We start from the raw sequence: 25,466 nt of genomic DNA on the forward strand, positions 1-25,466 counted from the left end.
GCCTGTTACTCCGAAAGCTTGGCGGCTTTGGCGGGCTTGGCAGGCTTGGCCGGTGCGCGCAGCGCGGCGACCTGCTCGGCGGTGAGCCAGCGCCACTGCCCAGGCGCCAGGTCTTCCGGCAGCGCGAGGTCGCCGATGCGCGAGCGGTGCAGCCCCTCGACCCGGTTGCCGACCGCGGCCAGCATGCGCTTGACCTGGTGGTACTTGCCCTCGGTGAGGGTGAGCCGCAGGTGCAGCGGGCTGTCGGACTCGCAGGCGGCGGCTCGCACGGGCTTCGGATCGTCGTCGAGCACCACGCCGGCCAGCAGCTTCGCGATCTGCGCCTCGTCCACCGGATGCTTGGCCGTCACCTCGTAGACCTTGGGCACGTGGTGCTTGGGCGATCCCATCTTGTGGATGAACTGGCCGTCGTCGGTCAAAAGCAGCAGGCCGGTGGTGTCCTGGTCGAGCCGGCCGATGGCCTGCACGCCCTGCACCGCCCCCTTGTTGGGGCGCAGGCGCAGCGGCGAAGGAAGCAGCGTGTAGATGCTCGGATAGGTCGAGGGCTTCTGCGAGCACTCGGTGCCGGCCGGCTTGTGCAGCATCAGGTAGGCCTTCTCGTGATAGGCCCAGGCCGTGCCCTGGACCGTGTAGAGAAGCCCCTCAGGATCGAGATCGGCGAACGGGTCGGTCACCGCCTGGCCGCCGATGGTCACGTGGCCTTGCTGGACCAGCCCCGCGCACACGCGTCGCGTGCCGAAGCCCTGGGTGTAGAGGATGTCTTGCAGGTGCATGAAAAATGAAAAAAAGCGGCCGCGCCGACACGGGCACGACCGCCTTCGAGTGTGCCGCAGGTTCAGTAGCCCGCTGCCAGGCCGGTGTTGCGGCGTGGGTCGTTGGCGCCGTAGAAGCGGTTGTTGCCGACCGGCTTGCCGCCCAGCGACGGCGCGCCGACGATGATGGCCGCGAGGTGGTTGGCCGGCTGCGGCACGCCCAGGTTGTGGCCCATGTCGGTCAGGATCTTGCGGGTGTCGGGACTCAGCGCATAGGCTTCGACGTTGGTGACGTCGGGCAGCCACTGCTGGTGGAAGCGCGGGGCATCGACGGCCTCCTGCACGTTCATGCCGTAGTCGATGGCGTTGATCATGGTCAGCATCACCGCCGTGATGATGCGGCTGCCGCCCGGCGTGCCGACCACCATCACGGGCTTGCCGTCCTTGGACACGATGGTCGGGCTCATCGAGCTCAGCGGGCGCTTGCCCGGCTCGATCTTGTTGGCCTCGCCCTGCACCAGGCCGTAGAGGTTGGGCACGCCCACCTTCGAGGTGAAGTCGTCCATCTCGTCGTTCAGCAGCACGCCGGTCTTGGCGGCGGTGATCTTGGCGCCGAACCAGTCGTTCAGCGTGTAGGTCACAGAAACCGCGTTGCCCCATTTGTCGGCGATCGAGTAATGGGTGGTGTTGCTGCCTTCATGCGGCGCGACGCCGGGCTTGATGTCCTTGGAGACGCCGGCCTTCTTGGGATCGATGACGGCGCGGATCTTCTCGGCGTAGCCCTTGTCGAGCAGGCGGTCGAGCGGGTTCTTCACGAAGTCGGGGTCGCCCAGGTAGCTGTTGCGGTCCACGTAGGCGTGGCGCATGGCTTCGATCTGGTAGTGCACGGCCTGCGCCGAGTGGTAGCCCAGGTCCTTGAGCGGATAGCCCTCGAGGATGTTGAGCATCTCGCAGATGATCACGCCGCCGGAACTGGGCGGGGGTGCCGACACGACGCGGTAGCCGCGGTAGTCGCACTCCACCGGCGCGAGTTCGCGCGTCTTGTACTGGTCGAGGTCGGCCTGCGTGATCAGGCCCTTGCCGCCCTGGCTGGACGCCACGATGGCGTTGCCGACCCAGCCCTTGTAGAAGCCGTCGGTGCCCTTGGCGCTGATTTCGCGCAGCGTCTTGGCCAGGTCCTTCTGCACCAGCTTGTCGCCCACCTTGTAGGGCTCGCCCTTGTTCAGGAAGATGGCGGCCGAGGCCGGGTCTTCCTTGAAGTCGGCCGTGGCGGTGCCGAGCAGGTCGATGTCGCCCTGCTCCAGCGCGAAGCCCTTGTCGGCCAGCTGGATCGACGGGGCGAGCAGCTCGCCGCGCTTCATGGTGCCGTACTTCTCGCGCGCGTACTCCATGCCCGACACGCTGCCCGGCACGCCCACGGCGAGGTGGCCCTTGGTGCTCAGGCCCTTGATGACGTTGCCGTCCTTGTCGAGGTACATGTTGGCCGTGGCGGCCAGCGGCGCTTTCTCGCGAAAGTCGAGGAAGGTCTTGCGGCCGTCGGCCAGCTGAATGGTCATGAAACCGCCGCCGCCGAGGTTGCCCGCTGCCGGGTACACCACGGCCAGCGCATAGCCCACGGCCACCGCCGCGTCGACGGCATTGCCGCCGCGCTTGAGCACGTCGACCCCGACCTTGCTCGCCAGGTGCTGCGCGCTCACGACCATGCCGTTCTCGGCCGCGACGGGCGCCACCGATGCCGCATTCGAGGCGCCGGCCGCCGCCAGTGCGAACACCGCCGTGACGGCGGCGCGCAGCTTCGGGGTCCAGTGGATTTTTTGCATGTAGGAGTCTCCTCTGTAGGTCCTGTGTTGAAGAAAGCAAAACGGTAACGCGCCGGTCAGTCCACGAGCAGAGCCTTGCGCCGCAAGGCATCGAGCGCCAGCTCGACCTGCTGGCGCGCGAACGCCTTGACTGCATGCGGGTCGGTCAACGGCTTGTCGTCCTTGACGAAGCGAAGGCGGTCGCCGCGCACTTCGGCTTCGAGATGCTCGGCCAGCGCGTCGTGCGAGTTCGTACCGTCGAGCAGCGGCAGCAGGCTGCGTTCGAGCAGCGTGAGTGCCACGGGCTCATGCCACTGGTTGCAGGCATTGGCGTTCGCGCCGGCCGCCGGAGCCAGGCCGGGCGCGCTACGCACGGCGGCCAACGCCCGCGGCAGGCCGGGCACCGAGGCCGCGGCGGGCACTGGCGTGCGGCGAAAGCGCAGCGCGCCGAGGATCAGCAGTTCCTCGAGCATCGACATGGCCGCCTGGTCGACCGCTGCGGCAGGCTGTCCGACGAGCCGGGCTGCGTCGGCGATCAGCGTCTCCACGGGCATCGAAGCCGGGTACGCCGCCTCGAGCAGGCGCGCGACGGCCTTGTGAATGGGCAACCGCAGCGTGACCTTCAGGCCACGGATCGCGTCGCAGGGCTGTTCGCTGGCATCGAGCGCCAGCTCCGCGCCGCCTTCGGCGGCGAACAGGCCGGCGACTTCGAGGGTGCGAATGCGCGCGGGGTCCATCCGGTAGCGGATGTCTCCGGCGCGCGCCTGCCCCACCAGCAGGGTCTGCCTGAAGGTGCGGTTGACCAGGAAATCGAGGTACTGCTCCATCAACACCTGGCTGCCGCCGCATTCGCGCAGCAACGGGTCGCGCACCTTGTCGCCGTAGTTCTGCACGAACATGGTCGAGGGCTCGGCATCGCACAGGTAGGCCAGCCCGCGGGCCTCGGCGCGCGCCACGAACTCCTTGAAGTAGCACGGCGCGTTGCAGGGCTCCAGGAACTCGTGCAGCAGATAAGAGCTGTTGGCGCTGCGCACGATGGGCATCGTCTCTTCGAGCGTCTTCTTGAGCACGCTGTCGGCACGGGCCGACTCTTCGAGGAACTCGAGCATGCCGCGCGCATAGGCGAGCTTTTCGTCCGGCGTGTCGCGCGGGCCGCCGCGCAGGATCATCGCGTCGCGCACGATCTCGCGGGCCTTCCAGCCGGGGTACACGTTGTAGCTGACGTAGGCCACGCCCTTGGGCGCGAGGTTCTCGGAGCAGATGCGCAGGATCGCGTCCTGCACCGGGCCTGGCACCCAGCTGTAGACGCCGTGGCAGACGATGTAGTCGAACTGGCCGAACGAAGCGTCGATCTCCGAGATGTCGAAAGCCTTGAGTTCGATGTTCGACAGTCCCGCCCGGGCGATGACCGCCGCGCCCTGCGCCACCTGCACGGTGGACAGGTCCACGCCCACTGCACGAGCGCCCGGATGGCGGGCAGCGAAGGGAATCAGGTTGCCGCCGGCAGCGCAGCCGAGCTCCAGCACGCGGGCTTCGGCGGGCGGCGGGGTGTCGAGTCCGAACAGGAACGCCAGCGCTTCCAGATGCTCCATGGCCGACTGGGGAAACGGATGCGAGTCATAAGGCACCGCGTCGTAGTAGCGGGTCAGCGTGGAAGTCAGGGAGTCCGACACGAGCATTCTTGTGATGTGGCAGCGGCCGACGACTATAGCCCCGGGTCCAGGCAAAAAAAACCCAGCCGGAGGGCTGGGTGTGAAAAAGCCTATCTGCTGGCATGCATCAAGGCCCCGCACAGGTTGACCGGCGGGGACGGTTTACCCGTCAAGGAGAAAACGGTCGGCAAGCCCGTAGTTTACTGTATATGCATACAGTTCACTCGGGCGACCATTCCGGATACCGCTATATGGATCGCACACCAGCCCAGTTGCCGGCCGGTCTTAGAATGGCCCGATGAATTGGCGCACACTGCTTCCGCTTGCCCTGGTCCTCGCCGGCTGCTCGACCCCTCCCAACGAGGTTACGCAAGTGCGCCCCGGCGTGCTGCGTGCCGTGACTTATGTGCAGGCCTCGAACTACTGCGACGTCAAGGGACAGTCGCCACGATGGCTTGGCAAGGCGCCTGCGGAACAGGGCGTCTTGTTCGAGTGCAACTGACGGACTTCGCCGATCAGGCCGGCGCTATCCGGTTCATTCGCCGAACCAGAACATCAGCCAGCTCCCAATGGCGGCCAGCATGGTCATCAGGGCCGCGAGATCGAACTGCCGAGAAAGCGCCGACAAGCGCAGTTGACGAGTGCTGTTCAGCATTGATCAATACCCTCGCGTCATGAACACTCCCCTCGCGGCAGCCTGCGCTAACGCCGGCTGTTCGTCGATCCGAAGATAGTTTGAGCTTGCGACGAAAGTGGACCGGGTAATCCCCGACCTGGGACCAGCGCCTCAGCCGGCCTGAAGTCGCTCGGCCGCCTGCTGCTTGCCAAACTCGCGCACAGAGGCCAGGCGCTCCAACTGAGCAGCGCGCGGCCGCGCCTTGCCTTGTTCCCAGTGGTAGATCGTCTGGCCCGATACACCGACGAGCTTGCCGTACGAGGCTGCAGACAGTCCCAGCTTGCTGCGGTGCGAAGCCAGTCGAGCCGGGCTGAAGCGCCGCTTGGGCCCCGCCTCGGCAGCCTCGTCGACATCGCTAACCACTGCACGCTTGCCGGCACTGCTGGCAACGTTGCGCAGTTCCTTCTCCAACGCATTCACCTGGCGACGCAGAGCGGCGATCAATGCCCTGTGGTGTACGGAGGCCTTCTTCAGCGTCTCGATTTCCGCTCGAACCTCTTTGCGGGCAACGCGCGAGATTTCGGCTTTGAGAATGGATGCAATGTTTGGCATAGCGCGATTGTGCCTAGCTCATGCTGGCGATAAGGAACGAACGCTAACCCAGGTCGGAGCGCTTGCAATCGAGCACCAATCCCGGCTCGACCGCTCTCAGCGCAGGCACCTTGCCCATGAAGGTCACACCGGCGCCAATCAGACGCCACTCTCCGGCCTTGAACAGCCTGAAGAGATGCGTGACATCAGTACCGACACTGGGGATGGCGTTGAACACATAGACCGGCTCGCCGGACTGGGTCTCCTCCATGCTGAGGAGTTCGGCCCTCATCTTCCCCATCGTCTCCGTGTCCTTTGTCCTGGAACGCACGATGTCCATGTTGACGGTACGCGAGTGCTCGTCGATGGCAATCCTGCGGATCCAGTGCGAAGGCGCCGATGCGGCGGCAGGCCCGGGAACGCATGTGATCGTTCCCGCAGCGCATGCACCCGCTGTCGTGAGCAATAGCGCCTGAAGGGCAAGCCGGCCTGGTTTGATGATCGTCATCGTTGTTAGGCTGCCTCGATCGAGCGGCCGCGAGTTGGCATCGGCCCGACTCTAACGTGCGGCAGCGTGCGTGCGGCGCCTCAGCCGCCGCCTTTGCCGTCATCGGCTCGCTTCGCGGCCCACTCCACAGCCATGGCCTTCGCGCGCTCGAGCGCCTCGCGCACGCTGTGCCCCGCGGCCGGATCGATCTTCAGCATGCGGATATCGTCGTTCGGCGGCGCCCTGTAACGGAGCACGGCCTGAAAGGAACCGGAGGGAAGCTTCTCCGCGCTGCAAAGGAAGGTCCAGCCCGCATGGGGAAATTCGAGCATCTCATCCATGGCAGCCGCCTTGATCGAAGGATTGCCGGCCATGGAGGACGCTACCGAGGTTCTTGGCGCTTTGCATTCTGATCCCCTTGTCTTGAATTCGAAGAAACCAAGCTACAGCGCACCACGTGTGGCGCGATGTAGGAGGCAACCGCCGCAAATGCAGGCGCGCGGCTCGCTCTGGCCCCAACGAAAAATGCCCCGCTGGGCGGGGCATTTCGGTTCAGGCGTTTGCCCGGCATCCGCGGCGCGAAGCCGCGGCAATGCGTCAATTACTTCTTCTTGGCGGCCACGGCCTTCTTGGCGGGGGCGGCAGCCTTCTTTGCTGCGGGCTTCGCAGCAGGCTTGGCAGCCGGCTTGGCGGCCACGGCCTTGCTGTCGGCCTTGCGCTTTGCAGCCTTCGGGTCCACGGCGGCCTTGAAGGCGGCGCCCGGCACGAACTTCGGCACCTTCTGTGCGGCGATCTTGATCTTGGTGCCGGCGCTGGGGTTGAAGCCCGAGCGTGCGGCGCGCGCCACTTGCTTGAAAGTGCCGAAGCCGACGATCTGCACTGCGTCATCCTTCTTCACGGCAGCAACGATCGTGCTGGTGATGGTCTCGAGGACGCGCGCGGCTTCCGCCTTGCTGAGGTTGTGGGCGGTAGCGATTTTTTCGACGAGTTCGATGCGGTTCAAGTGAGTTCCTATTAGGTTAATTTCGCCATGTTGCCTATGGCGGCGCAGCAACGAATACAAGCTGCAAGCGGGGCGGAGTTTATTCGACTGCGAGAGGGCCTATGTAACTCGGCCGCATAAAGTGGTGTCGAGGGGCGCATGGCAGACGAAAAGATCCCTCGTACACGAGGAGCTTTCTCCTCGACAGAGCATCCTGGGCATCGCAACTTGGCCATCGAGCTCTTGGCCGAGTTAAGGTGTGAGTCAAAGTTGGGAAGAACGCCAATGGGCTGCCGATCATTGATGCGATCGGCCAGGGTGCTTGAGCACTGGCAGGTGGCTGAACATTTGGAGGAAGCACCAGTCGCCGATCGCATGGATCAACGAAGTGCAGGTTCCGAAAAAGACAAAAGGGTTAGCAGACTTTCATCTGCTAACCCTCGTCGGAACTGGCGGAGTGGACGGGACTCGAACCCGCGACCCCCGGCGTGACAGGCCGGTATTCTAACCAACTGAACTACCACTCCTGGTAGACAACGTTCACTCGTTTTACCGAGCCAAGTGTTGCCACTTGTGCCTGCTTCACTTGCGTGAAACTGGCGACCCTACGGGGATTCGAACCCCGGTAGCCACCGTGAAAGGGTGGTGTCCTAGGCCTCTAGACGATAGGGTCAAAACCTTAGGAACAGTGCTGCGATCAGCACTTATCTTCAACTCTCTCGACACTTAATGGTGGAGGTAAACGGGATCGAACCGATGACCTCTTGCATGCCATGCAAGCGCTCTCCCAGCTGAGCTATACCCCCGTGTGGGTGTCGAGCCTCGAATTATAGCCCGTTTTTCAGGCCTTTCTCAATCTTTCGATAACTTTTTCTCTGGAAAAAATCTCTAGGACTGAATCGAGGGACGGTGTTTGCGACGTTCCCATCACAAGCACACGTACTGGCATCGCTAACACTGGCATTTTCATGCTGTGCGCTGCGAGCACTTCCTTGATCATAGCCGAGATTGAGGCCTTATCCCAGGTCGCAGTTATCAATTTTTCTGCGAGTTCTGCAATCGCGGGTTTAACGGCCTCGGTGATGTGCTGTGCACGGTCCTCTTCGGTCACCGAAATGTCCGAGTAGAAGGCCGCAGCCCAGTTGGCGAGTGCCACCGTGGTGTCGCAACGATCTTTGAATAGCGCGCAGATCGCCGGCAGGCGTTCGTCCGCAACGATGCCCTTCTTCTGCAGTTGTGCCTCGACGAGCGGTGCAAGCTCTTCGCCGGTCTTCGCCTTGATGTATTGAGCGTTGACCCATGCGAGCTTGGCCGCATCCCACTGCGCGGGGCTTTTCGACAGGTGCGAGCCATCGAACCAGCTCACCATCTGCTCGCGCGTGAAGAGTTCGTCGTCGCCGTGGCTCCAGCCGAGGCGTGCGAGGTAGTTGAGCATTGCCTCCGGCAGGTAGCCGTTGTCTTCGTAGGCAGTGACGCTCACCGCGCCGCGGCGCTTGGAAAGCTTCTGCCCATCGTCGCCAAGAATCACCGGCACGTGGCCGAACTGCGGCAACGGCGCACCGAGCGCACGGAAGATGTTGATCTGCCACGGCGTGTTGTTGATGTGCTCGTCACCGCGGAACACGTGCGTGATGTTCATGTCCCAGTCGTCGACCACCACCGCGAAGTTGTAGGTGGGCACACCGTCGGGCCGCAGGATGATGAGGTCGTCGATCTCGCGGTTGTTGATGGTGATCTCGCCCTTGACGAGGTCGTTCCACGTCACGTCGCCTTCGGGCGGGTTGCAGAAGCGCACCACGGGCGGCACGCCTTCGGGCACGGGCGGCAGCACCTTGCCCGGCTCGGGGCGCCAGCGGCGGTCGTACAGCGTCTTCTCGCCGCGTGCGCGCTGCGCCTCGCGCATTTCGTCCAGTTCAGCGGGCGTGCAATAGCAGTGGTAGGCCGTGCCGGCGGCAAGCATCTGCGCGATCACTTCGCGATAGCGCTCCAGGCGCTGCATCTGGTAGATCGGGCCTTCGTCGTATTCGAGGCCGAGCCAGTGCATCGACGCGAGGATCTGGTCGGTCGAGTCCTGCGTGGAGCGTGCCACGTCGGTGTCTTCGATGCGCAGCACGAACTCGCCGCCGTAGTGGCGTGCATAGGCCCACGAATAGAGCGCCGTGCGGGCCGTGCCCAGGTGAAGAAAACCCGTGGGGGACGGTGCGATGCGGGTACGTACTTTGCCGGTCATTTCGTTATGGTTGATTCAGTGTGCTCAGGCCGCGCGCGAGATCGGCCTTGATGTCTTCGGCATGCTCGAGGCCGACCGCGAGGCGGATCAGTCCCTGGCCGATGCCGGCAGCCTGGCGCTGGACTTCGGTGAGGCGTCCGTGCGAGGTGGTGCCGGGGTGCGTGATGATGGTCTTCACGTCGCCGAGGTTGGTGGCGACGCTCACCACGCGCGTGCTGTTGATGACATGGAACGCATTGGCGCGCGCGGTCTCGGGCGTGTCGCCGACCACGTCGAACGACACCACCGCGCCACCCTGCCCCGACTGCTGCCGCATCGCCAGTTCATGCTGCGCGTGCGAAGGCAGGCCCGGGTAATAGACGCGAGCGATGCCCGGCTGCTTCTCGAGCCACTGCGCGATGTCCAGCGCATTGGCGCAGTGCGCCTTCATGCGCACGCCCAGCGTTTCGATGCCCTTGAGCACGACCCACGCGTTGAACGGCGCCAGCGCCATGCCGGCGGTGCGCACCACGGGGCCGAACACGTCGACGATGAGCTTCGAAGGACCGCAGATCGCGCCGGCCATCACGCGGCCCTGGCCGTCGAGGTGCTTGGTGCCCGAGTGGATGACGAGGTCGGCGCCCAGTGCCGCCGGGCGCTGCAGGATCGGCGTGCAGAAGCAGTTGTCGACCGCCAGCAGTGCGCCCGCCGCGTGCGCCACGTCGGCCAGCGCGCGGATGTCGCAGACCTCGGTCAGCGGATTGGTCGGCGTTTCGGCGAACAGCAGCTTCGTGCTGGGCTTGACCGCCGCGCGCCACTCGGCCACGTCGGTCTGGGAGACGAAGGTGGTCTCCACGCCGAACTTGGCGAACTCCTTGCCGAACAGGTTCAGCGTGGAGCCGAACACCGAGCGCGAGCAGATCACGTGGTCGCCGGCCTTCAGCAGGCCCATGCACATCATGAGGATCGCCCCCATGCCGGTCGATGCGCCGATGGCCGCCTCGGTGCCTTCGAGCGCCGCGATGCGCTGCTCGAAACTGGTCACCGTGGGGTTGGAGGTGCGCGAGTAGGTGAAGCCCGGCTCGGTGCCCGCGAAGCGGCGCATCGAGGTTTCGGCGTCGGGCTGCACGAAGCCGCTGGTCAGGAACAGCGCGTCGGAATGCTCGCCGTACTGGCTCGGCGCGAGGCCGGTGCGCAGCGCGAGCGTGTCGGGATGCAGGCCGGGCGGCAGGGGTCTTTCGTCGGTCACTTCGTCGGCTCTTATTCGCTGTGATTGGGGAGCGCGAGGCGCGAAGAGTCTTCTTCGGTCTCCTCGATGCGCGGCCGGTTGCCGTTCATGCGCGAGATGGCTTCGGTGTCGATGTCGCCGGTCACGTACACGCCGTCGAAGCAGGAGGCATCGAAGCCGTCGAGCTTGCCGTTGAGCGAACCGATGGCACGCTTCATGGCGTCGACGTCCTGGTAGATCAGCGCGTCGCAGCCGATGAGCTCGCGGATCTCCTCGACGGTGCGGTCGTGCGCCACCAGCTCGCCCTTGGTCGGCATGTCGATGCCGTACACGTTGGGGTAGCGCACCGGCGGCGCGGCGCTGGCAAGGTACACCTTGCGGGCGCCGGCATCGCGGGCCATCTGCACGATTTCTCGGCTGGTGGTGCCGCGCACGATGGAGTCGTCGACCAGCAGCACGTTGCGGCCCTTGAACTCGCTGGCGATCACGTTGAGCTTCTGGCGCACCGACTTCTTGCGAACGCCCTGCCCCGGCATGATGAAGGTGCGGCCCACGTAGCGGTTCTTCACGAAGCCTTCGCGGTACGGCACGCCCAGCAGGTGCGCCAATTGCGTGGCGCTCGGGCGGCTCGATTCGGGGATCGGGATGATCACGTCGATCTGGTTCGGCGGCACGGTCGAGACCACGCGCTTGGCCAGCGTCTCGCCGAGGTTCAGGCGAGCCTGGTACACCGAGATGCCGTCGAGCACGGAGTCGGGTCGTGCGAGGTACACGAATTCGAAGATGCAGGGGTTGAGCGTGGGCGCTTCGGCGCACTGCATCGAATGCACGTTGCCTTCGAGGTCGATGAACACGGCCTCGCCGGGGGCGATGTCGCGCTCGAACACATGGCCCGAGCCTTCCAGCGCAACCGATTCGCTGGCCACCATCACCGCGCCGTCGGCACTGCGGCCCATGCACAGCGGGCGAATGCCGTACGGGTCGCGGAAGGCGAGCAGGCCGTGGCCGGCAATCAGCGACACCACGGCGTACGAGCCGCGCAGGCGCTTGTGCATGTTCTTGACCGCGGCGAACACTTCGGCCGGATGCAGCGGCACGCCGCGCGACGAACGCTCGATCTCGTGGGCGAGCACGTTGAGCAGCACTTCGGAGTCGCTCTCGGTGTTGGTGTGGCGGTGGTCGGTGGAGAACAGCTCCGCGCGCAGCGCATGCGCGTTGGTCAGGTTGCCGTTGTGCACCAGCACGATGCCGAACGGCGCGTTCACGTAGAAGGGCTGGGCCTCTTCCTCGCTGTAGGCGTTGCCGGCGGTCGGGTAGCGCACCTGGCCCAGGCCGACGTTGCCCGGGAGCGCGCGCATGTTGCGCGTGCGGAACACGTCGCGCACCATGCCCTTGGCCTTGTGCATGAAGAACTTGCGTTCGAGCAAGGTCACGATGCCTGCCGCGTCCTGGCCGCGATGCTGCAGGAGCAGCAGCGCGTCATAGAGCAGCTGGTTGACGGGTGCGTTGCTGACAACGCCGACGATTCCACACATGAACGATTCCTCTCAGGGCAGGTAGCTTGCCAACTTTTCAGGCAGCGAGGGCTTGAGGCCCTGCAATGCCGCATCGAGAACAATGGCGCTGCGCGATTCGTGCCACCAGGCACTGTCGCTCAACACCAGCAAATGAACAACGACCGCCAGCACGAGCAGGGCCACCGCCCCCCGTGCCGCACCGAACGCCGCTCCCAAAATACGATCCACCGGCCGCAGTCCCACGACCGTGATCAGCTTGCGCGTGAGCGAGGCCACCAGGCCCACGCCGAACGCCACCGCCACGAACACCAGCACGAAGGCCAGCGGATAGCGCCAGGCGCCCTGCGGGTCTCCGAACGGAAACCATGCCGCCACGCCTGAAGCCAGCCACTGGGCGGCAATGAAGGCGGCCACCCAGCCGATCAGCGATATCACCTCGAACACCAGCCCGCGCATCAGGCCAAGCAGCATCGACACACCGATGAGCGCAACGGCGATCCAGTCGAACAGGGCCACGGCAAGCGAAAAAGATTCTTACAACGTGAGGATGGCGGCCGACAAAGACAAGCCCTTGACCTTCTCGGCGGCGCGGTCGGCCTCGGCACGCGAGGCGAAGGGGCCGACACGCACACGCGTGCGTTCGCCGTCGGCCGTCTTCGCCACGTGCACATAGGTCTTGAGACCGGCCCGCTCGAGCTTCTGGCGCACTTCGCGCGCCTTGTCGGCATCGGCGAACGCGCCCACCTGCACCACGAAGCGGCCACCGGCCTCGTCGGCGGCGGCGGGCTTGGACGTGGCGGCAGCGGCGGCCGTGATCGGCTTGCCCTCAAGCAGCGCGCGGGCACGGGCGCCGTCGTCGACGGTGGCTGCCGGCTTGGGCTTGGCTTCGGGCTTGGGTTCCGGCTTCGGCTTCGGCTTCGGCTCGGGCTCGGGCTTGGGCTTGGGTTCCGGCTTGTGCTCTGCCGGCTTGGGTTCGGGTTTGGGCTCCGGCTTGGGTTCGGGTTTGGGTTCAGGCTTGCGCTCCGGAACCGCTGCGGCCGGCGGCGTGCTGGCGGCCGGCTTGCCGGGATCGATTTCAGTGCCGTCGGCGGTCTCGGTGATCATGCCGCCGGCCGAAGAAGCCGAAGCGACACGCGACGAGCCGCTGTCGGGCGCGGCCGGGGCCGTGCTGACGGCCGGTGCCGGCGTGGCGGGCACGGGCAGCGGCTTGACCTTGTTGCGGTCGGGAATCTCGATGGGGATGTCTACCGACACCGGCCGTGGCTGCGTGTCGAACAGCAGCGGGAAACCGATGACGCCCAGCAGCACCAGAACGGCCGCGCCGAGCAGCCGGTGGCGCGCACGCCGACGCATGGTTTCGACACTTTCCGCCGGCGCTGCGGCGGGGGCGCTGCGCCCTTCGTTGCCTTGCGGGCCGCGCGTGCGGAACTTGAAAAACGCCATGAAGTTCGATCCCTGGAGGAGTGCAGCGAGGTGATGCCCGGTGGTGCCGATGGGTGTGTGTACAGCCCGGCGATCAGCCGCCTGGCAGCAGGTGTTTGGCTTGCAGCCGGGGGGTGCCGTTTTCGAGCACGCCACCCACGGTGAAGAACGATCCGAAGACGACGATTCTATCAGCGGGCCCTGCCTGCTCGATGGCTGCGCGCAACGCGTCCATCGGGCCCGCGTGCACGCTGCCCGAGGCGTCGGCACGGCTGTTCTGGGCCTGCCAGGCAGCGAGAAGATCGGCCGCCTTGGCGGCGCGCGGCGTGGGCAGGTCGGTGAAGTACCAGCGGTCGATCAGCGGGCCGATGCGCGCGAGGATCGGTGCCAGGTCCTTGTCGGCCATGACGCCGAACACGCCGTGCGTGGTGGGATAGAAGCCCATCGCGTCGAGGTTCTCGGCCAGCGCGGCCACGGCGTGGGCGTTGTGCGCCACGTCGAGCACCAGCGCGGGCTCGCCCGGCACGATCTGGAAACGGCCCGGCAGCTCGACCATGGCCAGCCCGTTGCGCACCGCCTGCGCGGTGATCGGCAGCTGGGGCCGCAGGGCCTCCAGCGCCGCGAGCACGCCGGCGGCGTTGATGAGCTGGTTGGCGCCGCGCAGCGCCGGGTAGGCCAGCCCGCTGTAGCGCCGGCCGCGGCCCGACCAGCCCCACTGCTGCTTGTCGCCGGACACGTTGAAGTCGGTGCCGAAGCGCCAGAGGTCCGCACCGATGGCATTGGCATGATCGATCACGCTCTGCGGCGGCATCGGGTCGCTCACGACGACGGGCTTGCCCGCACGCATGATGCCGGCCTTCTCGAAGCCGATGCTTTCGCGGTCGGGGCCGAGGTATTCCATATGGTCGAGGTCGATGCTGGTGATGACCGCGCAATCTGTGTCGATGATGTTCACTGCATCGAGCCGGCCGCCCAGGCCGACTTCGAGAATTGCCACGTCGGGCTTTTCCTCGATCATGCAATGCAGGATGCCGAGGGTGGTGAACTCGAAGTAGGTCAGCGGCATGTCGCCGCGCACCTTTTCGACCACGTCGAAGCTTGCTATCAGTTTGGAAGCATCGACCGCCTCGCCCTTGAGCCGCAGCCGCTCTTCGAAGCGCACCAGGTGCGGCGACGTGAAGACCGCCGTGCGGTAGCCCGCGTGCGTGAGGATCGACTCGAGCATCGCGCAGGTCGACCCCTTGCCGTTGGTGCCGGCCACGGTGATGACGGGGCAGCCGAAGCGCAGGCCGAGGCGCTGCGCCATTTCTTTGGCGCGATCAAGCCCGAGCTCGATGTTCTTGGGATGCAGTTGCTCGGCGCGGGCGAGCCAGTCGTTAAGGGTTTCCATGGAGGCCGGGATTGTCGCCGACCCGCGCGCCGGGGCATCATCGCGGCCATGACAACCCTATACGGCATTCCGAACTGCGACACCGTCAAGCGCGCCCGCGCCTGGCTCGACGAACATGGCGTGGCCTACACCTTCCACGATTTCAAGAAACAGGGCGTGCCCGAAGCCGAACTCGACCAGTGGCTGAAGAAACCGGGCTGGGAGGCCGTGGTCAACCGCAAGGGCACCACTTGGCGCAAGCTGGACGAAGCCACGCGCGAAGGCGTGACCGACGCCGCCTCCGCCCGCCCGGTGCTGCTGGCCAACCCCAGCCTGATCAAGCGGCCGGTGGTCGACTGGGGCCCGAAAAAGCCGGTCACCACGGGCTTCGATGCCGAGGCCTGGGCCGCTGTGAAGGCCGTGTAAATGCCGGAACCCGCCTTGCGGCGGGGCGTCCAACTGGCATCCGCAGGAGAGACCAACATGAACAGACACGTTTTTCGCACCCTTGCCGGCATCTCGATGGCAGGCGCGCTGGCGGCTGGCACGGGCCTCGTGCACGCGCAGCAACAGCAAGGCCAGGTCGTCCAGGCACGGGTGATATCCGCCACGCCGATCCGCGAAACGACTGGTAGCGATGTCAGCTACAACGTTACCTACGAGTACAACGGCCAGCAGTACACCACCCGCATGAATACACGGCCCGGCGCGACCATCGCGGTCCAGGCGTCTTCGTATGGCGTCGTGACCTCGCCGGTGGCCCAGCAGGGACAGGTACAGACATATCCGGTCGAAGCCAGCGGCAGCGGCGGTTCCCCTTGGGACAACGTCGTGCCCGAGCCCGGCGTGGTGGTCGGCGCGAGCGCTCCCGCGCCCGTGTACGTGCAGCCGGCGCCCGTCTACGCGGCACCGGTGTATGTAGACCCCTTCTATGGCTACGGCTATCCCTACGCCTATCCGCCGGTCGGCATCTCGCTGAACCTCGGCTATTCGCGCGGCTGGGGCGGCGGCTACCACCGCGGCGGCTGGGGCGGTTTCCGCGGCGGCTGGCACCGCTGAGCGGGCGGGGGCCCGTCGAGCCCCTAAAATCGAGGACTTTTCCAACCCTTGACGGGTGCGCCGCTGGTGCGGTGCGTCCTCGATTCGCCGACCGCTTGCGCGCCGGCGCCACCCAATGACGACGACTACCGACACAATCAACAGCGCCGCAGTGGCCACCAAGGCCAATGTGTACTTCGACGGCAAATGCGTGAGCCACAACCTCACGCTGGCGGACGGCACCAAGAAGTCGGTCGGCGTGATCCTGCCGTCCACCCTCACCTTCAATACCGGCGCGCCTGAAATCATGGAAGGCACCGGCGGCAGCTGCGAATACCAGCTCGCGGGCACCAGCGAATGGATTGCCTCGGGCCCCGGCCAGAAGTTCAGCGTGCCCGGCAACTCCAGCTTCCAGATCCGCGTCAGCGGCGAGCCGTATAGCTACATCTGCCATTTCGGCTGAACCGGGACCCGACATGTCGACCATCCTCCAAAACGTTCCCGCCGGCAAGAAGGTCGGCATCGCCTTCTCGGGCGGCCTGGACACCAGCGCGGCGCTGCACTGGATGCGCAACAAGGGCGCCATTCCCTACGCCTACACCGCCAACCTCGGCCAGCCCGACGAGCCCGACTACGACGAGATCCCGCGCAAGGCGATGCTCTACGGCGCCGAGAACGCCCGCCTGATCGACTGCCGCGTGCAGCTGGCCAACGAAGGCATTGCCGCCCTGCAGGCCGGCGCCTTCCACGTGACCACGGCCGGCGTGACCTACTTCAACACCACGCCGCTGGGCCGCGCCGTCACGGGCACGATGCTGGTGTCGGCCATGAAGGAAGACGACGTCAACATCTGGGGCGACGGCAGCACCTACAAGGGCAACGACATCGAGCGCTTCTACCGCTACGGCCTGCTGACCAACCCCAACCTCAAGATCTACAAGCCCTGGCTCGACCAGGTCTTCATCGACGAGCTGGGCGGCCGCGCCGAAATGTCGGCGTTCATGCAGAAGGCCGGCTTCGCCTACAAGATGTCGGCCGAGAAGGCCTACTCGACCGACTCCAACATGCTCGGCGCCACGCACGAGGCCAAGGACCTCGAGCACCTGAACAGCGGCATCCAGATCGTGCAGCCCATCATGGGCGTGGCCTTCTGGAAGGACGAAGTCGAAGTCAAGCGCGAGACCGTTTCGGTGCGCTTCGAAGAAGGCGTGCCCGTTGCGCTGAACGGCGTGCGCTATTCGAGCCTGGTCGAGCTGATCCTCGAAGCCAACCGCATCGGCGGCCGCCACGGCCTGGGCATGAGCGACCAGATCGAGAACCGCATCATCGAGGCCAAGAGCCGCGGCATCTACGAGGCTCCCGGCCTCGCGCTGCTGTTCATCGCCTACGAGCGCCTCGTCACCGGCATCCACAACGAAGACACCATCGAGCAGTACCGCGACAACGGCCGCAAGCTCGGCCGGCTGCTCTACCAGGGCCGCTGGTTCGACCCGCAGGCCATCATGCTGCGCGAGACCGCGCAGCGCTGGGTGGCTCGCGCCATCACCGGCGAGGTGACCGTCGAGCTGCGCCGCGGCAACGACTACTCGATCATGAACACCGAGTCGGCCAACCTGACGTACAAGCCCGAGCGCCTGAGCATGGAAAAGGTCGAGGGCGCGTTCACGCCGCTGGACCGCATCGGCCAGCTGACGATGCGCAACCTCGACATCGCCGACACGCGCGAGAAGCTCGGCATCTACACGCAGGTCGGCCTGCTGTCGCCGAACGAAGGCGCATCGCTGCCGAAGCTGGCCAACGACGGCGACGCCAGCTGATCGCCGGTCCCTGCCTCGGTGCGGGGCAGAAACGACGACGGGCCCCTCGGGGCCCGTTTTTGTTGGGGCACGGGGTTCAATCCCCGCCGCCGCCTCCACCGCAGCCGCCGCCACAGCCCCCGCCGCCGTCGGACGAGCCTCCGCCGTCGCTGGAGCCACCATCGCCGCCGCCGCTGCTCGACTCGCAGCCGCCGAAGCCGCCGGCATCGCCCGAGCTGCCGCCATCCGAGGAGGACGACTCCCCGAAGCTCGTGCCGCAATGGGCGTCCGAGCCGATGTGCCGCTCGACCGCCCGGCAGTCGGGCACATAGTGGAAACCGCCGTCGATCGCGAACTTGACGTCCAGCGCAAACAGCAGCGGCAGCCGCGCCGGCTTGCGCGGATCGATGCTCTCTTCCTTGCAGGCCCAGTACCAGGTGCGGCGCAGTCCGTCGTTGCGCTTGGGGTCGCGGCCCAGCACCTCGGCCGGGCTGTGATGCAGCATGCCGCCGAAGGCCGCCTTGCACCAGTTCTGGTAGCCCTGCGTGTGCAGGATGAACTCGTGCCAGGCCGTATCGACGACCTTCGAGGGCATGGCCACGAACTTGCGGTCGCTGCGAAGGTGCGCCATGAAGAACTGGCGCAGGCCGCGCAGCACCAGTTCGGCGTCGCGCCGGCTGAGCTGCGGATGCGCCTGGCACAGCTTGCCGACGAGAAAAGCCGGCAGCCGCGCTTCGCGGATGAACTGGCGTCGCAGGCTGGTTTCGAGGAACCTGAGCACCGCCGCGAACAGCAGCGCCAACAAGATCACCACCACCATCGAGCCCCAGCGGCGCGAGCCCAGGAACAACGCGAGCAGCGCAACGACCGGCACCGCGCGGCGAGCCCATACCAGGGCGGCAATGCGCCGCCGGTAGTTCAGCTGGAGAAAGTCGAGATCCATTCCCGCGGGCTCAGACCACCACCGGCTCCGGCTCCAGCCGGATGCCGAAACGCTCGTACACGCTGGTCTGGATGGCCTTGGCGAGCGTCATCACCTCGCCGCCGGTCACCGGGTTCTCGGTGCCGCCACGGTTGACCAGCACCAGCGCTTGTTTCTCGTACACACCGGCGTTGCCGACCGACTTGCCCTTCCAGCCGCAGGCGTCGATGAGCCAGCCGGCAGCCAGCTTGATGCTGCCGTCGTCCATCGGGTAGTGAACGATCTTGGGGTCGCGCGCGATGATGTCGGCGCATTGCTCGGGCGTGACGGTCGGGTTCTTGAAGAAGCTGCCGGCGTTGCCCAGCACCCGCCAGTCGGGCAGCTTGGCGCGGCGGATGGCGCAGATCCATTCGAAGATGTCGAGCGCGCTCGGCGTGAAGTTGCCGGTTTCCTCCATCTTGCGCTCCAGGTCGAGGTAGCCGACCACGGCCTTCCACGGCTTGGGCAGCCGGAAGCGCACGCGGGTGATCACCGCCCTGCCCGCCAGCCCGAAGTCGTTGGGGCCGCTGCGCGCATGCTTGAACACGGAATCGCGGTAGCCGAAGGCGCATTGGGCCGCGTCGAGCGTGAAACTGCGGCCGGTTTCCAGGTCGTAGGCATCGAGCGACTCGAAGCGGTCTTGCAGCTCGACCCCGTAGGCGCCGATGTTCTGCACCGGCGAGCCGCCCACGGTGCCTGGGATGAGGGCCAGGTTCTCGAGCCCCGGATATCCATTGCGCACCATCCATTCGACGGCGTCATGCCAGATTTCGCCAGCGCCGGCCTCGACGATCCAGGCGCGCGGGGTTTCTTCCACCAGCCGCAGGCCCTTGATCTCGACCTTCAGCACCAGCGGCTTGACGTCGCCCGTGAGCACGATGTTGCTGCCGCCGCCCAGCACGAAACGCGGCGCGTCGCGCCACTGCGCATCGGCGCGCAGCGCGGCCAGGTCGGCCTCGCCGGTGATGCGCGCAAGATGCTGCGCGCGCGCGACGATGCCAAAGCTGTTGTAGGGCTGCAGCGGGACGTTGGACTCCACGATCATGGGAGAATTGTCGCATCCAGCATCAGTGAATTCAGGAGAGAGTCAATGCCGTCCTTCGATACCGTCTGCGAGCCCAATCTGCCCGAAGTGAAGAACGCGGTCGAAAACACCGCCAAGGAGATCGCGACGCGCTTCGACTTCAAGGGCACGTCCGCTGCCGTCGAGCTCAAGGACAAGGAGATCACCATGATCGGCGACGCCGAGTTCCAGCTCGTGCAGGTCGAAGACATCCTTCGCAGCAAGCTCACCAAGCGCAGCGTCGACGTGCGTTTCCTCGACAAGGGCGACGTGCAGAAGATGGGCGGCGACAAGGTCAAGCAGGTCATCAAGGTCAAGAGCGGCATCGAGAGCGAGCAGGCCAAGAAGATCACCCGCATCGTCAAGGACAGCAAGCTCAAGGTGCAGGCGGCGATCCAGGGCGACGCGGTGCGCATCACCGGCGCCAAGCGCGACGACCTGCAGGCGGCCATGGCCCTCATCAAGAAGGACGTGCCGGACATGCCGCTCACGTTCAATAATTTCCGCGACTGAGCCCCGCTCCATGAAAGCGCTCGTCGTCGCGGCGCAGCTCCTGGCTGCGGCCGCCGTGGCGCACGCCGCCGGCTCGGTCACCCTGACCGGCACCATCGGCAGCCGCGCGATCCTGATCGTGAACGGCGCCCCGCCCAAGACCGTGGCGGTCGGCGAGACTTTCCAGGGCGTGAAGCTCGTGTCGCTGCAATCCGAGCAGGCGGTGGTCGAGCTCGACGGCAAGCGCGTCAACCTGCGCATGGACACGCCGGTGAGCATCGGCGGCGGCGGAGGCGGCTCGGGCGGCGGCAGCCGCGTCGTGCTGTCGGCCGACAGCCGCGGGCACTTCATGACGCAGGGCGCCATCAACGGGCGGGCCGTGACGTTCATGCTCGACACGGGCGCGACCAGCGTCGCCATGTCGGCGGCCGATGCGCAACGCATCGGGCTGGACTACATCAAGGGCCAGCCGGTGCAGATCGGCACCGCCAACGGCACGACTTCGGGCTACAAGCTGCGGCTGCAGTCGGTGCGCGTGGGCGACGTCGAGGTGTACGACATCGACGCCGTGGTCTCGCAGCAGTCGATGCCCTTCGTGCTGCTGGGCAACAGCTTCATCAACCGCTTTTCGATGCGGCGCGACGCGGACCAGATGGTCCTTGAAAAACGCTATTGAAGCCCCGGCGTCAGGGCTGCGCGGCCGTCACCACGATCTCGATCTTGTAGGCCGCATTGGCCATCTTGGCCTGCACGGTCGCGCGCGGCGGCGTGTTGCCGGCCGGAATCCAGGCGTCCCACACCTCGTTCATGGCCGTGATGTCGCCGATGTCGGCCAGGAAGATCTGCGTCATGAGAATGCGCGACTTGTCGCTGCCGGCCTCCGCCAGCAGGCGGTCGACCATGGCCAGCACCTGCGCGGTCTGGCCGCGGATGTCCTGCGTGGTGTCGTCGGGCACCTGGCCCGCGAGGTAGATGGTGCCGTTGTGCACGGCGGTTTCGGAGAGGCGCGGGCCGACGTGGAAGCGGGTGATGGAAGCCATGGTTTTCTTTCAGTCTTTCTTTTTCCCGGAGCCGAGCTTCGACTCCGTGCCGGCCGCGAGCCGGCGGATGTTTTCGCGGTGCCGCCAGATCAGCAGCAGGCTCATGACGACGAGGGCGACCAGCACCGTGCGGTCGAGCGGCCAGGCAATGCCGCCGCCGATCAGATAGTAGGCCGGCGCGAAGAATGCCGCCACCAATGACGACAGCGACGAATAGCGGAAGAAGATCGCGATGATCAGCCAGGTGGCGCCGGTGGCGAGCCCCAGCCAGGGCGCGATGCCCACCAGCACGCCGGCTGCCGTGGCCACGCCCTTGCCGCCCTGGAAGCCGAAGAACACCGGGTAGAGATGGCCCAGGAAGGCAGCGAGGCCGGCCAGCGCGGCAACGCCCGCCCCAAGCCCCCATTGCGCGCCGAACTGGTGAATGAGGAACACCGGCACCCAGCCCTTGAGCGCGTCCAGCAGCAGCGTGGCCAGTGCCGCGCCCTTGTTGCCCGAGCGCAGCACGTTGGTGGCGCCGGGGTTCTTGCTGCCGTAGCTGCGCGGATCGGCCATGCCGAGCGCCTTGCTCACGATGACCGCGAAGGACAGCGAGCCGATCAGGTAAGACGCCACGATGGCAATGATGGAAGGCAAGGTGAAACTCAAGACGGCACTCCGCGAGGGATGGTTGTTGTTCTGTCTGGCGCCGGCTATTCTGCCAGCGCACATTGCACGGGTCTGGCGCCCAGCAGGTCCACGCAGACCCGCGGATCGATGCCGATCAGGTAGCCGCGCCGCCCGCCGTTGAGCACGATCCTCGGCAGCTCGAGGATGGCCGCCTCCACATACACCGGCATCTCGCGCCGCGTGCCGAACGGCGAGGTGCCACCCACCAGATAGCCGCTGTGCCGCTGCGCCACCTCGGGCTTGCAGGGCTCGACCGACTTGGCGCCGATCTGCCGCGCGAGGTTCTTGGTCGATACCGTGCGGTTGCCATGCATCAGCACGATCAGCGGCTTGGCGTCCTGGTCCTGCATGACCAGGGTCTTGATGACGGTGAACGGGTCGAGCCCGAGCATCTCGGCGCCGCGCTGCGCGCCGCCGTGCTCCACGTATTCGTACGGGTGCTCGCTGAAGGCGATCTTGTGCGCGCGCAGCAGCTGGGTGGCGGGCGTCTCGGAGGTATGGGTGCTTTTCTTGGCCATCTTGGTGGCAATTGCGGGTTCAGGATGGCTTCAGAAAACTTGGTGTTCCACGACAAGAATTTGCCGTATCACACCCCTGCCAGCTTCAAGCCGCGGGGTCGCGAATCTCCCAGCGGATCTTGTCGATCTCGGCCAGGATCTCGGGAGACAGCGTGGTGCCGTACACGTCCAGGTCTTCGTCCAGCTGCGCCACCGACGTCACGCCGATGATCGTGCTCGCCACCTGCCACTTGGTGTAGCAGAAGGCCAGCGCCAGTTGCGTCGGAGTGAGGCCGTTGTCGCGAGCCAGCTGGTTGTAGCGCTTGGCCGCGCGCAGGGAATCGGGCCGGCCCCAGCGTTGCTTGCGCACGGACTCGTAGCTCGAGATGCGCGCGCCCTTGGGCGCATCCGGCCCCTCGATGCCGCTCTGGTCGTACTTGCCAGTCAGCAGGCCGAAGGCCAGCGGCGAGTAAGCCAGCAGCGACACGTTCAGCCGGTGCATGGTCTCGTCCAGCGCGTTCTCGTGGCCGCGGCTGATGAGGCTGTACACGTTCTGCACAGTCGCCACGCGCGGCAGGCCGTGCTGCTCGGCCAGCCGCACGAATTCGTGGACGCCGTAGGGCGTTTCGTTCGACAGGCCGATGGCGCGCACCTTGCCGGCCTTCACCAGCTTGCCCAGCGCTTCGAGCTGCTCGAGGATCGGCGTCTTCGAGCTTTCCTTGGCCGGGTCGTAGTAGATGTTGCCGAACAGCGGCACATGGCGCTCGGGCCAGTGGATCTGGTACAGGTCGATGACGTCGGTCTTCAGGCGCTTCAGGCTGGCGTTGCACGAAGCCTCGATGTCGGCCGCCGTCATGCCGGTGCCTTCGCGCACCCAGGGCATGCCGCGCGAGGGGCCCGCCACCTTGGTCGCCACCACCAGCTTCTCGCGCGCGCCGGGGTTGGCGGCGAACCAGTTGCCGATGATGGTTTCGGTGATGGTGTAGGTTTCCTTGCGCGTGGGCACCGAGTACATCTCGGCGGTGTCGATGAAGTCGACGCCGCGCTCGAGCGAGCGGCTCAGGATGGCATGCGAAGTGGGTTCGTCGACCTGTTCGCCGAAAGTCATCGTGCCGAGGCAGATCGGGGTGACGTGCAGGTCGCTTTGACCGAGTTGGATCTTTTTCATGCGCGGGATGCTACCGCCCCGACCCATGGCCTGCTGGCCGCCCCATCAAAACCCGAGCGTTGCGCACCCGCGCGCTGTCCTGTGCCGGACTGCGTCAGCACAAAGGCCTCTTTATCATCGACGCCCATGTACCAAGCCCTCCGCCCCTCCCGCAGCGAATTCGTGCCCGTGCGCAACCTCAGCTACCACGTGCGCCTCTGGGGCCAGCCCTCCGACGCGCGCCCTCCCCTGGTGCTGGTGCACGGCTGGATGGACGTGGCGGCGTCCTGGCAGTTCGTGGTCGACGCCATGGAGGAAGACCGCTTCATCATCGCGCCCGACTGGCGCGGCTTCGGCCTGACCGACGGCGGCGGCGTCGACAACTACTGGCTCGCCGACTACCTGGCGGACCTCGAATGGCTGCTGGACCACTACGCCGGCGAAGGGGAAAGTGCCAGGCAGATCGACCTCGTCGGCCACAGCATGGGCGGCAACGTCGTCATGCACTACGCGGGCGTGCGGCCGCAGCGCATCCGCCGCCTGGTCAACCTCGAAGGCTTCGGCATGCCCGCGCGCAAGCCGGAAGAAGCGCCCGCGCGCTACGGCCAGTGGATCGACGAACTCAAGCGCCTGCACCGCGGCGAGATGGCGCTGGCCGGCTATTCGGCGGTGGACGGTGTGGCCCGGCGCCTCATGAAGACCAACCCGCGCCTCACGCCCGACAAGGCCAACTGGCTCGCCAGCCACTGGTCGGTCAGCCATGCGCAGCCCGACGGCAGCGAGCGCTGGCAGATCCTGGGCGACGCGGCGCACAAGATCGTCAACGCGCACATCTTCCGCGTGGACGAGACGCTGGCGCTGTACGCCCGCATCACCGCGCCGCTGCTGATGGTCGAGGCCTCGGACGACAGCCTGCACGGCTGGTGGAAGAACCGCTACACGCTCGACGAATTCCACGAGCGGCTGAAGTCCGTGCCCGCCGCGCGCATCGAGCGGCTGGAAGACGCGGGCCACATGCTGCACCACGACCAGCCGCAGCGCGTGGCGCGGATGATCGAGGACTTCCTGGCGGACTGAGCCTGCTGCTCAGCCGCGGCGCGGCTCGCTGTCCAGCGTCGCCATCTGCGCCGCCGCATAGCGGTCGCCGGCCGCAGCACCCTTGGGCACCGCGCGCTCGATGGCCGCCAGATCGTCGGCCGTGAGCCGCACGCTCGACGCGCCCAGCGCCTCGTCGAGCCGCGTGCGCTGCCGCGCGCCGATCAGCGGCACGATGTCATCGCCCTGCGCCGCCACCCACGCGATGGCGATCTGCGCCACCGTCACGCCTCTGGCATCGGCGATCTTGCGCAGCGCATCGACCAGCGCGAGGTTGCGCTCCGCGTTCTCGCCCTGGAAGCGCGGGCTGTGCGCGCGGAAATCCTTGGCGCCCGCGCTGTCCTTCGTCCAGTGCCCGCTGATCAGCCCGCGCGAAAGCACGCCGTAGGCGGTAATGGCAATGCCCAGCTCGCGGCAGGTCGAGAGGATGTCGTCCTCGATGCCGCGCGAGATCAGCGAATACTCGATCTGCAGGTCGCAGATCGGGTGCACCGCCGCCGCTCTGCGAATCGTCTGCGAGCCCACTTCGGAGAGCCCGATGTGGCGCACGTAGCCCGCCTTCACCAGGTCGGCGATGGCGCCGATGGTGTCTTCGATGGGCACGTTCGCATCGAGCCGCGCGGGGCGGTACACGTCGATGTGGTCAACGCCCAGGCGCTGGAGCGAGTAGGTGGCGAAGTTCTTCACCGCCGCGGGCCGCGCGTCGTAGCCGATCCATCCGCCGGCCGGGTCGCGCATGGCGCCGAACTTCACGCTCAGCAGCGCCGCGTCGCGCTGCGAGCCCTTCATGCCCTTCAGCGCTTCGCCGATCAGCATCTCGTTGTGGCCGCTGCCGTAGAAGTCGCCGGTGTCCAGCAGGGTGATGCCCGCGTCCATGGCGGCGTGGATGGTGGCGATGCTTTCCGCGCGGTCGGACGGGCCGTACATGCCCGACATGCCCATGCAGCCGAGCCCGAAGGCGGAGACTTGCGGGCCGGTGGCACCGAGTTGGAGTGTGTTCATGGTGACGATCCTTTCAGAGGGGCCGCGTGCGGTTGCGAGCGG

The 25,466-nt window shown here is 66.3% G+C and carries 27 protein-coding genes and 3 tRNA genes; 7 read left to right on the forward strand and 23 right to left on the reverse strand.

Going from position 1 to position 25,466, the window contains the following annotated elements:
* Positions 1 to 5: 5 nt before the first annotated feature.
* From WIX39_RS23645 to folC, 16 genes are all read right to left on the reverse strand, one after another.
* Complete coding sequence (locus WIX39_RS23645; protein WP_409195975.1) at positions 6 to 773, reverse strand: pseudouridine synthase; 768 nt, start codon at positions 771 to 773, stop codon at positions 6 to 8.
* 62 nt (positions 774 to 835) lie between these two features.
* Positions 836 to 2,572, reverse strand: coding sequence for a gamma-glutamyltransferase (ggt, locus tag WIX39_RS23650; protein WP_409195976.1), 1,737 nt, complete (start codon positions 2,570 to 2,572; stop codon positions 836 to 838).
* Between the two features lie 56 nt (positions 2,573 to 2,628).
* Positions 2,629 to 4,224 (reverse strand): methyltransferase regulatory domain-containing protein, encoded by a 1,596-nt coding sequence (locus WIX39_RS23655; protein ID WP_409195977.1) that lies wholly within the window; start codon positions 4,222 to 4,224, stop codon positions 2,629 to 2,631.
* Positions 4,225 to 4,990: 766 nt separating this feature from the next.
* Positions 4,991 to 5,431: a helix-turn-helix domain-containing protein gene (locus WIX39_RS23660; RefSeq protein WP_106937239.1), complete on the reverse strand. Its 441-nt coding sequence runs from the start codon at positions 5,429 to 5,431 to the stop codon at positions 4,991 to 4,993.
* Positions 5,432 to 5,474: 43 nt separating this feature from the next.
* Positions 5,475 to 5,918, reverse strand: coding sequence for a hypothetical protein (locus WIX39_RS23665; RefSeq protein WP_106937238.1), 444 nt, complete (start codon positions 5,916 to 5,918; stop codon positions 5,475 to 5,477).
* Positions 5,919 to 5,998: 80 nt separating this feature from the next.
* A complete protein-coding gene (locus tag WIX39_RS23670; protein ID WP_106937237.1) occupies positions 5,999 to 6,271 on the reverse strand; it encodes a hypothetical protein in 273 nt (90 codons plus the stop codon).
* Between the two features lie 227 nt (positions 6,272 to 6,498).
* Positions 6,499 to 6,900, reverse strand: a complete 402-nt coding sequence (locus WIX39_RS23675; RefSeq protein ID WP_106937236.1) for an HU family DNA-binding protein — start codon at positions 6,898 to 6,900, stop codon at positions 6,499 to 6,501.
* 429 nt (positions 6,901 to 7,329) lie between these two features.
* Positions 7,330 to 7,406: transfer RNA gene (locus tag WIX39_RS23680), tRNA-Asp, on the reverse strand.
* Positions 7,407 to 7,476: 70 nt separating this feature from the next.
* Positions 7,477 to 7,552 (reverse strand) — tRNA-Glu (locus WIX39_RS23685).
* A 57-nt stretch (positions 7,553 to 7,609) separates the two neighbouring features.
* Positions 7,610 to 7,685 (reverse strand) — tRNA-Ala (locus WIX39_RS23690).
* A 35-nt stretch (positions 7,686 to 7,720) separates the two neighbouring features.
* Positions 7,721 to 9,109: a glutamate--tRNA ligase gene (gene gltX / locus WIX39_RS23695; protein ID WP_409195978.1), complete on the reverse strand. Its 1,389-nt coding sequence runs from the start codon at positions 9,107 to 9,109 to the stop codon at positions 7,721 to 7,723.
* A 4-nt stretch (positions 9,110 to 9,113) separates the two neighbouring features.
* The gene (locus WIX39_RS23700; protein ID WP_285414692.1) at positions 9,114 to 10,337 is read right to left on the reverse strand and encodes an O-succinylhomoserine sulfhydrylase; all 1,224 of its coding nucleotides are present in this window, start codon (positions 10,335 to 10,337) and stop codon (positions 9,114 to 9,116) included.
* Between the two features lie 11 nt (positions 10,338 to 10,348).
* Complete coding sequence (purF, locus tag WIX39_RS23705; RefSeq protein WP_081271296.1) at positions 10,349 to 11,851, reverse strand: amidophosphoribosyltransferase; 1,503 nt, start codon at positions 11,849 to 11,851, stop codon at positions 10,349 to 10,351.
* Positions 11,852 to 11,863: 12 nt separating this feature from the next.
* Positions 11,864 to 12,349: a CvpA family protein gene (locus WIX39_RS23710; RefSeq protein ID WP_081271295.1), complete on the reverse strand. Its 486-nt coding sequence runs from the start codon at positions 12,347 to 12,349 to the stop codon at positions 11,864 to 11,866.
* Between the two features lie 18 nt (positions 12,350 to 12,367).
* Positions 12,368 to 13,276, reverse strand: coding sequence for an SPOR domain-containing protein (locus WIX39_RS23715; RefSeq protein WP_409195979.1), 909 nt, complete (start codon positions 13,274 to 13,276; stop codon positions 12,368 to 12,370).
* A gap of 73 nt (positions 13,277 to 13,349) precedes the next feature.
* Positions 13,350 to 14,657, reverse strand: a complete 1,308-nt coding sequence (gene folC / locus WIX39_RS23720; protein ID WP_409196362.1) for a bifunctional tetrahydrofolate synthase/dihydrofolate synthase — start codon at positions 14,655 to 14,657, stop codon at positions 13,350 to 13,352.
* Between the two features lie 36 nt (positions 14,658 to 14,693).
* Here folC and WIX39_RS23725 point away from each other — a divergent pair, with 36 nt between their 5' ends.
* The 4 genes from WIX39_RS23725 to argG all read left to right on the forward strand — a co-directional run bounded on the left by WIX39_RS23725 (position 14,694) and on the right by argG (position 17,479).
* Complete coding sequence (locus tag WIX39_RS23725; protein WP_409195980.1) at positions 14,694 to 15,050, forward strand: ArsC family reductase; 357 nt, start codon at positions 14,694 to 14,696, stop codon at positions 15,048 to 15,050.
* Positions 15,051 to 15,107: 57 nt separating this feature from the next.
* The gene (locus tag WIX39_RS23730) at positions 15,108 to 15,683 is read left to right on the forward strand and encodes a hypothetical protein (protein ID WP_409195981.1); all 576 of its coding nucleotides are present in this window, start codon (positions 15,108 to 15,110) and stop codon (positions 15,681 to 15,683) included.
* A gap of 115 nt (positions 15,684 to 15,798) precedes the next feature.
* Complete coding sequence (locus WIX39_RS23735) at positions 15,799 to 16,125, forward strand: pyrimidine/purine nucleoside phosphorylase (RefSeq protein ID WP_081271290.1); 327 nt, start codon at positions 15,799 to 15,801, stop codon at positions 16,123 to 16,125.
* Positions 16,126 to 16,138: 13 nt separating this feature from the next.
* Positions 16,139 to 17,479: an argininosuccinate synthase gene (argG, locus tag WIX39_RS23740; RefSeq protein ID WP_409195982.1), complete on the forward strand. Its 1,341-nt coding sequence runs from the start codon at positions 16,139 to 16,141 to the stop codon at positions 17,477 to 17,479.
* A 76-nt stretch (positions 17,480 to 17,555) separates the two neighbouring features.
* Here the strand turns inward: argG and WIX39_RS23745 are convergent, their stop codons facing one another.
* Positions 17,556 to 18,401, reverse strand: a complete 846-nt coding sequence (locus tag WIX39_RS23745) for a glycine-rich domain-containing protein (RefSeq protein ID WP_409195983.1) — start codon at positions 18,399 to 18,401, stop codon at positions 17,556 to 17,558.
* A 10-nt stretch (positions 18,402 to 18,411) separates the two neighbouring features.
* Entirely contained in the window at positions 18,412 to 19,464 is a 1,053-nt protein-coding gene (gene murB, locus WIX39_RS23750) for a UDP-N-acetylmuramate dehydrogenase (protein ID WP_081271287.1), read from the reverse strand.
* Positions 19,465 to 19,509: 45 nt separating this feature from the next.
* Here murB and WIX39_RS23755 point away from each other — a divergent pair, with 45 nt between their 5' ends.
* Together WIX39_RS23755 and WIX39_RS23760 are read left to right on the forward strand one after the other, a co-directional pair.
* Positions 19,510 to 19,995: a YajQ family cyclic di-GMP-binding protein gene (locus WIX39_RS23755; RefSeq protein WP_081271286.1), complete on the forward strand. Its 486-nt coding sequence runs from the start codon at positions 19,510 to 19,512 to the stop codon at positions 19,993 to 19,995.
* A 10-nt stretch (positions 19,996 to 20,005) separates the two neighbouring features.
* A complete protein-coding gene (locus WIX39_RS23760) occupies positions 20,006 to 20,650 on the forward strand; it encodes a retropepsin-like aspartic protease family protein (RefSeq protein WP_409195984.1) in 645 nt (214 codons plus the stop codon).
* Positions 20,651 to 20,660: 10 nt separating this feature from the next.
* Here WIX39_RS23760 and WIX39_RS23765 read toward each other — a convergent pair whose 3' ends face one another.
* The 4 genes from WIX39_RS23765 to WIX39_RS23780 all read right to left on the reverse strand — a co-directional run bounded on the left by WIX39_RS23765 (position 20,661) and on the right by WIX39_RS23780 (position 23,348).
* Entirely contained in the window at positions 20,661 to 21,014 is a 354-nt protein-coding gene (locus WIX39_RS23765; protein ID WP_081271284.1) for a RidA family protein, read from the reverse strand.
* Positions 21,015 to 21,023: 9 nt separating this feature from the next.
* On the reverse strand, positions 21,024 to 21,662 hold the full coding sequence (gene plsY / locus WIX39_RS23770; RefSeq protein ID WP_409195985.1) for a glycerol-3-phosphate 1-O-acyltransferase PlsY: 639 nt from the start codon (positions 21,660 to 21,662) through the stop codon (positions 21,024 to 21,026).
* Positions 21,663 to 21,706: 44 nt separating this feature from the next.
* Entirely contained in the window at positions 21,707 to 22,201 is a 495-nt protein-coding gene (locus WIX39_RS23775) for an aminoacyl-tRNA deacylase (RefSeq protein ID WP_081271282.1), read from the reverse strand.
* Between the two features lie 85 nt (positions 22,202 to 22,286).
* Positions 22,287 to 23,348 carry an aldo/keto reductase gene (locus WIX39_RS23780; RefSeq protein ID WP_409195986.1) on the reverse strand — a complete coding sequence of 354 codons (1,062 nt, stop codon included), beginning with the start codon at positions 23,346 to 23,348 and terminating at the stop codon, positions 22,287 to 22,289.
* Between the two features lie 126 nt (positions 23,349 to 23,474).
* On the opposite strand from WIX39_RS23780, the gene WIX39_RS23785 reads away from it, so the two are divergent.
* Positions 23,475 to 24,404, forward strand: a complete 930-nt coding sequence (locus WIX39_RS23785; protein ID WP_409195987.1) for an alpha/beta fold hydrolase — start codon at positions 23,475 to 23,477, stop codon at positions 24,402 to 24,404.
* Between the two features lie 9 nt (positions 24,405 to 24,413).
* Here WIX39_RS23785 and WIX39_RS23790 read toward each other — a convergent pair whose 3' ends face one another.
* Complete coding sequence (locus tag WIX39_RS23790; protein ID WP_409195988.1) at positions 24,414 to 25,424, reverse strand: aldo/keto reductase; 1,011 nt, start codon at positions 25,422 to 25,424, stop codon at positions 24,414 to 24,416.
* Positions 25,425 to 25,466: the final 42 nt, after the last annotated feature.

The sequence above is a fragment of the Variovorax sp. AB1(2024) genome (genome assembly GCF_037482385.2).
GTDB lineage: Bacteria > Pseudomonadota > Gammaproteobacteria > Burkholderiales > Burkholderiaceae_C > Variovorax.